8 protein-coding genes are annotated in these 8,292 nt (G+C 61.3%); all 8 read left to right on the forward strand.

Annotated features, from left to right (window positions below; genetic code table 11):
* Positions 1–158: 158 nt before the first annotated feature.
* On the forward strand, positions 159–1,418 hold the full coding sequence (urtA, locus tag FXB38_RS29050) for an urea ABC transporter substrate-binding protein (RefSeq protein ID WP_148754350.1): 1,260 nt from the start codon (positions 159–161) through the stop codon (positions 1,416–1,418).
* A 131-nt stretch (positions 1,419–1,549) separates the two neighbouring features.
* Positions 1,550–2,476, forward strand: a complete 927-nt coding sequence (gene urtB / locus FXB38_RS29055) for an urea ABC transporter permease subunit UrtB (protein WP_148754351.1) — start codon at positions 1,550–1,552, stop codon at positions 2,474–2,476.
* Between the two features lie 18 nt (positions 2,477–2,494).
* Entirely contained in the window at positions 2,495–3,637 is a 1,143-nt protein-coding gene (urtC, locus tag FXB38_RS29060) for an urea ABC transporter permease subunit UrtC (protein ID WP_148754352.1), read from the forward strand.
* Positions 3,638–3,701: 64 nt separating this feature from the next.
* Entirely contained in the window at positions 3,702–4,457 is a 756-nt protein-coding gene (gene urtD / locus FXB38_RS29065; protein ID WP_148754353.1) for an urea ABC transporter ATP-binding protein UrtD, read from the forward strand.
* Between the two features lie 222 nt (positions 4,458–4,679).
* Complete coding sequence (urtE, locus tag FXB38_RS29070) at positions 4,680–5,369, forward strand: urea ABC transporter ATP-binding subunit UrtE (RefSeq protein WP_148754354.1); 690 nt, start codon at positions 4,680–4,682, stop codon at positions 5,367–5,369.
* A gap of 27 nt (positions 5,370–5,396) precedes the next feature.
* Positions 5,397–6,626, forward strand: a complete 1,230-nt coding sequence (gene fmdA / locus FXB38_RS29075) for a formamidase (RefSeq protein WP_148754355.1) — start codon at positions 5,397–5,399, stop codon at positions 6,624–6,626.
* A 187-nt stretch (positions 6,627–6,813) separates the two neighbouring features.
* The gene (locus FXB38_RS29080) at positions 6,814–7,191 is read left to right on the forward strand and encodes an FmdB family zinc ribbon protein (RefSeq protein ID WP_148754356.1); all 378 of its coding nucleotides are present in this window, start codon (positions 6,814–6,816) and stop codon (positions 7,189–7,191) included.
* Between the two features lie 44 nt (positions 7,192–7,235).
* On the forward strand, positions 7,236–8,276 hold the full coding sequence (locus FXB38_RS29085; RefSeq protein WP_148754357.1) for an aliphatic amidase: 1,041 nt from the start codon (positions 7,236–7,238) through the stop codon (positions 8,274–8,276).
* Positions 8,277–8,292 lie beyond the last annotated feature (16 nt).

The following is an 8,292-nucleotide window of genomic DNA, read 5'->3' on the forward strand; positions in this document are numbered from 1 at the left end:
TCGTCCGAACCTCTCGTGAACTCGCAAATCCCGTACCAAAAGCCTACGTCGCTATTTTGCGGTGCAGTATACGCGATCTTGCGTATGCTTGCAGTGCACAAATTCGAGCCATCCTCACGGCACCAATCGCGTGTCCTCGAACAAACAGTGGGGTGCTCATGTCAGACGAAGAAACCAAGGGCCTTTTATCGCCGCTCCGGCGCAAACTATTGATGGGAATCGCTGCCGTCCCGGCCATCACGATGCTGCCGCGGGCGTCCTTTGCGCAGACCCCGGCGACCTCGGCGATCAACACCACCGGCCTCGCGGTGACCGATACCGAGGTGACGGTCGGCATCCTACACTCCGCTACCGGCACCATGGCCATCTCCGAAACCGGCTCGATCGAAGCCGAAAAGCTCGCCATCGAGCAGATCAACGCCGCCGGCGGCGTGCTCGGCCGCAAGATCAAGTTCATCCAGGAAGACGGCGCCAGCGACTGGCCGACCTTCGCGGAAAAGGCCAAGAAGCTGCTCGTCAACGACAAGGTCGCGGCGATCATGGGCTGCTGGACCTCGGCCTCGCGCAAGGCTGTGCTGCCGGTCGTCGAGCAGTATAACGGCATGCTCTACTACCCGACCTTCTACGAAGGCCTCGAGCAGTCCAAGAACGTGATCTATACCGGCCAGGAAGCGACCCAGCAGATTCTCGCCGGCCTGAACTGGATCGCCAAGGAGAAGGGCGCGAAGTCGTTCTTCTTCGTCGGCTCCGACTACATCTGGCCGCGCACCTCGAACAAGATCGCGCGCAAGCACGTCGAGAACGTGCTGAAGGGCAAGGTTGTCGGCGAGGAGTACTATCCGCTCGGCAACACCCAGTTCAACTCGGTCATCAACAAGATCAAGCTGACCAAGCCCGACGTGATCTTCACCGACGTGGTCGGCGGCTCCAACGTCGCCTTCTACAAGCAGCTCAAGGCCGCCGGCATCGACCTCTCCAAGCAGGCGCTGCTGACGATCTCGGTGACCGAGGACGAAATCGACGGCATCGGCGGCGAGAACATCGCGGGCGCCTATGCCTGCATGAAGTACTTCCAGTCGCTCGACAATCCGAACAACAAGGCCTTCGTGCCCGCGTTCAAGAAGATGTGGGGCGAGAAGACCGTGATCGGAGACGTCACCCAGGCTGCCTATCTCGGCCCGTGGCTGTGGAAGTTGACGGTCGAGAAGGCCGGCTCCTTCGACGTCGACAAGATCGCGGCGGCTTCGCCCGGCGTCGAGTTCAAGGGTGCGCCGGAAGGCTACGTGCGCATCCACGAGAACCATCACCTCTGGTCGAAGACCCGGGTGGGACGCGCCAAGCTCGATGGCCAGTTCGAGCTGATCTACGAGACCGCCGATCTCGTCGAGCCGGATCCGTTCCCCAAGGGCTACCAGTAAGAGACGCGGCGACCGCCGCGGTTTCCCCAAGCTCGAGCCGCTCCCTGGCATGGATTGCAAGTCTATGCCCAAGACCCCCGCGTCGCGAATCTGCTCGCGACGCGGGACCTCATCCCTGACGGAGGACATCGATGTTCGGCGACTACTCGCTTGGTGACCTTGGCTCCATTTTCGTCATGCAGGGCTTTGCAGGACTGATCCTGTTCTCTGTCTATGTGCTGATGGCGCTCGGTCTTGCGATCATCTTCGGCCAGATGGGCGTCATCAACATGGCCCACGGCGAGTTCATGATCCTAGGGGCCTACGTCACCTGGATGACATCGAATTTCTTCCAGGCATATTTGCCGAGCCTGTTCAGCGGCTACTTCTTCCTCGCGATGATCCTCGCCTTTGTCGCATCCGGCGCGTTGGGAATGCTGGTGGAATGGGTGCTGATACGGCATCTCTACAAGCGCCCGCTCGATACGCTGCTTGCGACCTGGGGCCTCAGCCTGATGTTGCAGCAGGCCTATCGCTCCGTATTCGGTGCGCGTGAGGTCGGCGTCGAGTTGCCGCAATGGATGCTCGGATCGCTGCACGTCACCGACAGCATCGAAGTGCCGATCAACGGCGTCTTCGTGATGTGCCTGACCCTGCTGATCACGATCAGCGTCGCCTATGTAATGTACAAATCGCGCTGGGGGCGCCAGGTCCGCGCGGTGGTGCAGAACCGCATCATGGCCGGCGCGGTCGGCATCAACACCGAGAAAGTCGATCGCTATACCTATGGCCTCGGCTGCGGCATCGCCGGCGTCGCCGGCAGCGCCTTCACCATGATCGGCTCGACCGGGCCGACCTCCGGGCAGCTCTACATCGTCGACACGTTCCTGGTGGTCGTGTTCGGCGGCGCCGCAAGCCTGCTCGGCACCATCGCCTCGGCCTTCTCGATCTCTCAGACGCAATCCACCCTCGAGTTCTTCATGTCGGGCTCGATGGCCAAGGTGCTGACGCTGCTCGCCGTTGTCGGAATCCTGATGCTGCGTCCGCAGGGGCTGTTCGCCCTCAAGGTCCGCAAGTGAGAAACAGAGGCTGATGCAATGACCGACAATCGGTTCTTCAATCGATCGGAGCTCATCGGAATTCTGGTGCTCGCAGTCTTCCTGGTGGTGGTGCTGCCGCTCACGCTCGACGTCTTCAGGCTCAACCTGGTCGCGAAATACCTGACCTATGCCTTCGTCGCGCTGGGGTTGGTGGTCTGCTGGGGCTATGGCGGCATTCTCAGCCTCGGCCAGGGCGTGTTCTTCGGGCTCGGCGGCTATTGCATGGCGATGTTCCTCAAGCTCGAGGCATCGAGCGTGGAGAACACCAAGATCCAGTCGACCCCCGGCATTCCAGATTTCATGGACTGGAATCAGATCACGGCACTGCCGCTGTTCTGGAAGCCCTTCAACAGCTTAACCTTCACCATCGCCGCCATCATCCTGGTGCCCGGCATTTTCGCCCTGATCATCGGTACCGCGATGTTCAAGCGCCGGGTCGGCGGCACGTACTTCGCCATCATCACTCAGGCGGTCGCGGCCATCCTCACTATCCTGATCGTGGGCCAGCAAGGCTACACCGGCGGCATCAACGGCATGACCGATCTGCGGACGCTGAAGGGATGGGACATCCGGCCCGATCACGCCAAGGTCGTGCTGTATTTCTTCGAGGTCGGATGCCTGTTCGTCTGCATCATGATCGCGCAGTTCATCCGGCACTCCAAGCTCGGGCGCATCCTGGTCGCGATGCGGGAGAAGGAGGATCGGGTCCGGTTCTCCGGCTACAGCGTCGCGAATTTCAAGATCTTCGCCTTCTGCATCGCCGCCGTATTCGCTGCGATCGGCGGCGCGATGTTCGCCCTCAATGTCGGCTTCATGTCGCCGTCCTTTGTCGGCATCGTGCCGTCGATCGAAATGGTGATCTACACCGCGGTCGGCGGCCGGCTGTCGATCCTCGGCGCCGTCTACGGCACGCTGCTGGTCAATTTCGCCAAGACCAGCCTGTCGGAAACGTTCCCCGAATTGTGGCTGTTTGGTCTCGGCGGCCTGTTCATCGCCGTGGTTCTCGCATTCCCGAACGGTCTTGCCGGAATCTGGGGCGACTATGTGCAGCCGCGCATCGACCGCCTGATCTCGCCGCGCAAACCCAAGCCTGAAGGCTGGACCGACAGCTCGGTCGCCGACGGCGCCCCGGCCGAGTGAGGAGATCATCATGCTCGTAGGTCATCACGATGCCGATGCCACGCTGGCAGTGAGGAGATAGATCATGCTCGTCGGTCATCAGCCCAAGGAATTCCTGCTCGCTGTCGAAGCCCTGACCGTCTCCTTCGACGGGTTCAAGGCAGTCAACGATCTCTCCTTCTATGTCGACGAGAACGAGATCCGCGTCATCATCGGTCCGAACGGAGCCGGCAAGACCACGGTGCTCGACCTGATCTGCGGCAAGACCAAAGCGACGTCGGGCTCGATCCAGTTCCGCGGCAAGGAGCTGACGCGGATGAAGGAGAACGAGATCGTCAAGACCGGCGTCGGCCGCAAATTCCAGAACCCGTCGATCTACGACGATCTCACGGTGTTCGAGAACCTGGAGATCTCCTATCCGCGCGGGCGCTCGGTGTTCGGTGCGCTGACCTTCACCCGCGATGCCGCCGTTCGCGACCGGGTGCATGAAGTCGCCGAGATGATTTTCCTGAAGGATCGGCTGAACATGAGCGCCGATCTGCTCAGCCATGGTCAGAAGCAGTGGCTCGAGATCGGCATGCTGCTGATCCAGGATCCGGACCTCCTGATGCTCGACGAGCCCGTCGCCGGGATGAGCGTGTCCGAGCGGGCCAAGACCGCCGAGCTCCTCAACCGCATCATCAAGAATCGGTCGGTGCTGGTGATCGAGCACGACATGAAGTTCGTCGAGGACATCGCGCACAAGGTCACCGTGCTGCACCAGGGCCAGATCCTCTCCGAGGGAACCATGGAGAAGGTGCAGAACGATCCCAAGGTTATCGAAGTGTACTTGGGGCATTGAGCATGATGAATTCGAGCAAGTCTGCTGCAGCACCGACGGTGCACCTCTCCCCTTGTGGGAGAGGTCGGATCGCGCAAGCGATCCGGGTGAGGGGTATCTCTCCGCGCATCAAACTGCCCGTCGAATCCGCGGATGCTGACCCCTCATCCGTCGCGGGCTTCGCCCGCGCCACCTTCTCCCACAAGGGGAGAAGGGAGACACACCGGGCCTAGGAGCGCATCAATGCTGGCAATTTCAGATCTCCACGTCGCCTACGGCCAGAGCGAGGTGCTGCACGGGCTCAACGTCAAGGTCGCGCCCAATGAGATCGTCGCGATCATGGGCCGCAACGGCATGGGCAAGACCACGCTGATGAAATCGCTGATGGGTATCCTTCCGGCGAAAAGCGGCTCGGTGACCATGGACGGTGCCGAGCTCGGCGGGTTGCCGAGCTACGAGCGCGTGGCCAAAGGCCTCGCCTATGTGCCGCAGGGCCGCATGATCTTCTCCACCATGACGGTGAAGGAGAACATCGAGACCGGGCTCGTCGTCTCCGGCGGGACCGAGGTGCCTAGCGACATCTATGAGCTGTTTCCGGTTCTGCTGGAGATGAAGGATCGTCGCGGTGGCAATCTCTCCGGCGGGCAACAACAACAATTGGCGATTGCCCGCGCGCTCGCAACCAAGCCGAAGGTGTTGCTGCTGGACGAGCCCACTGAAGGCATTCAGCCGTCAATCATCAAGGAGATGGCGCGGACGCTCAAGCGCATCCGCGATGAAAAGGGCCTGTCGATCGTGGTGTCCGAGCAGGTCCTGAGCTTTGCGCTCGATATCGCCGACCGCGTGCTGGTGATCGAGAACGGCGCCATCGTGCGCGACGACCCGCGCGACAGCGTCGATGCTGCGCAGGTCTCGAAATATCTGTCCGTCTAACCAACCGTGTAAAAGGGGAGCTTCTCGATGCCAGAGACACTGATCAAGGTCGATCTCACCAAGTCGGCTTACGAAAATGATATGGTGCACAACCGCTGGCACCCCGACATTCCAATGGTGTCCTGGGTCAATCCCGGCGACGATTTCATCATCGAGACCTATGACTGGACCGGCGGATTCATCAAGAACAACGATTCCGCCGACGACGTGCGCGATATCGATCTCTCGATCGTGCACTTCCTCTCCGGTCCGATCGGCGTCAAGGGCGCGGAACCTGGCGACCTCCTCGTGGTGGACTTGCTCGACGTCGGCCCGATGAAGGAGAGCCTGTGGGGCTTCAACGGCTTCTTCTCCAAGCAGAATGGCGGCGGCTTCCTCACCGACCACTTCCCGCTGGCGCAGAAGTCGATCTGGGACATCAAGGGTCTCTACACCTCGTCGCGCCACGTGCCTGGCGTGAATTTCGCAGGCCTGATCCATCCCGGCCTGATCGGCTGTCTGCCCGATCCCAAGATGCTGGAGACCTGGAACAAGCGCGAGGCCGAGCTGATCTCGACCGACCCGACCCGCGTGCCCGGTTTGGCCAATCCGCCGTTTGCGGCGACGGCCCATGGCGGTCGTGCCAAGGGAGACGTCAAGGCCAAGATCGGCGCCGAAGGTGCGCGCACCGTGCCGCCGCGCGAGCACGGCGGCAATTGCGACATCAAGGATCTCTCCCGCGGCTCGAAAATCTACTTCCCGGTCTATGTGCCCGGCGCCGGTCTTTCGATGGGCGACCTGCACTTCAGCCAGGGCGATGGCGAGATCACCTTCTGCGGCGCGATCGAGATGGCCGGATGGCTGCATCTGAAGGTCGAGGTGATCAAGGACGGCATGTCGAAATACGGCATCAAGAACCCGATCTTCAAGCCGTCGCCGATCACGCCGAACTACAAGGACTATCTGATCTTCGAAGGCATCTCGGTCGACGAGCAGGGCAAGCAGCACTATCTCGACGTCACCATCGCCTATCGTCAGGCCTGCCTCAACGCGATCGAATATCTGAAGAAGTTCGGCTACTCCGGCGCCCAGGCCTATTCGATCCTTGGCACCGCACCGGTTCAGGGCCACATCTCCGGCGTGGTCGACGTGCCCAATGCCTGCGCCACGCTATGGCTGCCGACGGAGATATTCGACTTCGACGTGATGCCGTCGGCGGCTGGTCCCATCAAGCACATCACCGGCGATATCCAGATGCCGATCTCGCCGGACAAATGATCACTGCGCCCCCTCTCCCCGTTCTTACGGGGAGAGGGTTGGGCTGAGGGGCTGTCTCCGCACGAACGGTAGCAGTGAGTTTGCGGAGACTCCCCCTTACCCGGAACGCATCTTGCGATGCGTTCCGACCTCTCCCCGCAAGCGGGGCGAGGTGAAGCGGACATCACCGCGTGCGAAGGGATACAAGATGCCGGTCTATGAATATCTCTGTGACGATTGCGGTCCCTTCAAGGACCTTCGACCGATGGCGGAATGCGACGATCCGCAAAACTGTCCGCATTGCGAGGTGTCGGCGCCGCGGGTGATCCTGACTGCACCGAATTTCTTCTGCATGCCGGCGGAGAAGCGAAAAGCCCACGCCGTCAATGAACGCAGCTCGCACGCGCCGCAGACGCTCGCGCAATACAAGGCCTCGCACGGCCCCGGTTGCGGTTGCTGCTCCTCGGGCAAGACCGTGAAGGACAAGAACGGGTCTGACAAGAAGAAACCGGCGCGGCTGGTGACCAAGACTAAAAGCGGCGCCAAGGGCTTTCCGACCGCGCGGCCCTGGATGATCAGCCACTAACGCACGCGATGACCTCAAACGAATAAAAGACAGGAGCGCTCAACATGCTTCACGGCGATATTTCCAGCAGCAACGACACCGTCGGCGTCGCAGTCGTCAACTACAAGATGCCTCGTCTACACACCAAGGCGGAGGTGCTCGACAACGCCCGCAAGATCGCCGACATGCTGGTGGGCATGAAGGCCGGCCTGCCCGGCATGGACCTTGTCATCTTCCCGGAATATTCCACGCAAGGCATCATGTACGACTCCAAGGAGATGTACGAGACCGCCTCGGCCGTGCCCGGTGAGGAGACCGCGATTTTCGCCGAGGCTTGCCGCAAGGCAAAAGTGTGGGGCGTGTTCTCGCTGACCGGCGAGCGCCATGAGGAGCATCCGCACAAGGCGCCCTACAACACGCTGATCCTGATGAACGACCAGGGCGAGATCGTGCAGAAGTATCGCAAGATCATGCCCTGGGTGCCGATCGAGGGCTGGTATCCCGGCAATTGCACCTATGTCTCCGATGGCCCGAAGGGCATGAAGGTCAGCCTGATTATCTGCGATGACGGCAATTTTCCTGAGATCTGGCGCGACTGCGCCATGAAGGGCGCCGAGTTGATCGTGCGCTGCCAGGGCTACATGTATCCGGCCAAGGAGCAGCAGATCCTGATCTCCAAGGCGATGGCGTGGGCCAACAATGTCTATGTCGCGGTTGCCAACGCCGCCGGCTTCGACGGCGTCTATTCCTATTTCGGCCACTCCGCGATCATCGGCTTCGACGGTCGCACGCTCGGCGAGTGCGGTGAGGAGGACTACGGCATCCAGTATGCGCAGCTCTCGAAGCATCTGATCCGTGATGCCCGCCGCAACGGCCAGTCGCAGAACCATCTCTACAAGCTGGTCCACCGCGGCTACACCGGCATGATCAATTCGGGCGAGAGCCCGCGCGGCGTCGCGGCCTGCCCCTATGATTTCTACAAGAACTGGATCGCGGATCCGGAAGGCACGCGGGACATGGTCGAGGCGATGACGCGCTCGACGCCGGGCACGGCCGAATGCCCGATCGACGGCATCCCGAACGAGGCCGCGCCGAGCAATTACTAGTCATCTGGAACCCAAG

Origin of the sequence: Bradyrhizobium cytisi, from assembly GCF_008123515.1 — a bacterium.
Classification (GTDB): Bacteria; Pseudomonadota; Alphaproteobacteria; order Rhizobiales; family Xanthobacteraceae; genus Bradyrhizobium; species Bradyrhizobium cytisi.

Excerpts from the sequence above, each read along its gene's own strand:
- urtA (WP_148754350.1), top strand. The coding sequence starts at position 159 with ATGTCAGACGAAGAAACCAAGGGCCTTTTATCGCCGCTCCGGCGCAAA.
- urtB (WP_148754351.1), top strand. The coding sequence starts at position 1,550 with ATGTTCGGCGACTACTCGCTTGGTGACCTTGGCTCCATTTTCGTCATG.
- urtC (WP_148754352.1), top strand. The coding sequence starts at position 2,495 with ATGACCGACAATCGGTTCTTCAATCGATCGGAGCTCATCGGAATTCTG.
- urtD (WP_148754353.1), top strand. The coding sequence starts at position 3,702 with ATGCTCGTCGGTCATCAGCCCAAGGAATTCCTGCTCGCTGTCGAAGCC.
- urtE (WP_148754354.1), top strand. The coding sequence starts at position 4,680 with ATGCTGGCAATTTCAGATCTCCACGTCGCCTACGGCCAGAGCGAGGTG.
- fmdA (WP_148754355.1), top strand. The coding sequence starts at position 5,397 with ATGCCAGAGACACTGATCAAGGTCGATCTCACCAAGTCGGCTTACGAA.
- FXB38_RS29080 (WP_148754356.1), top strand. The coding sequence starts at position 6,814 with ATGCCGGTCTATGAATATCTCTGTGACGATTGCGGTCCCTTCAAGGAC.
- FXB38_RS29085 (WP_148754357.1), top strand. The coding sequence starts at position 7,236 with ATGCTTCACGGCGATATTTCCAGCAGCAACGACACCGTCGGCGTCGCA.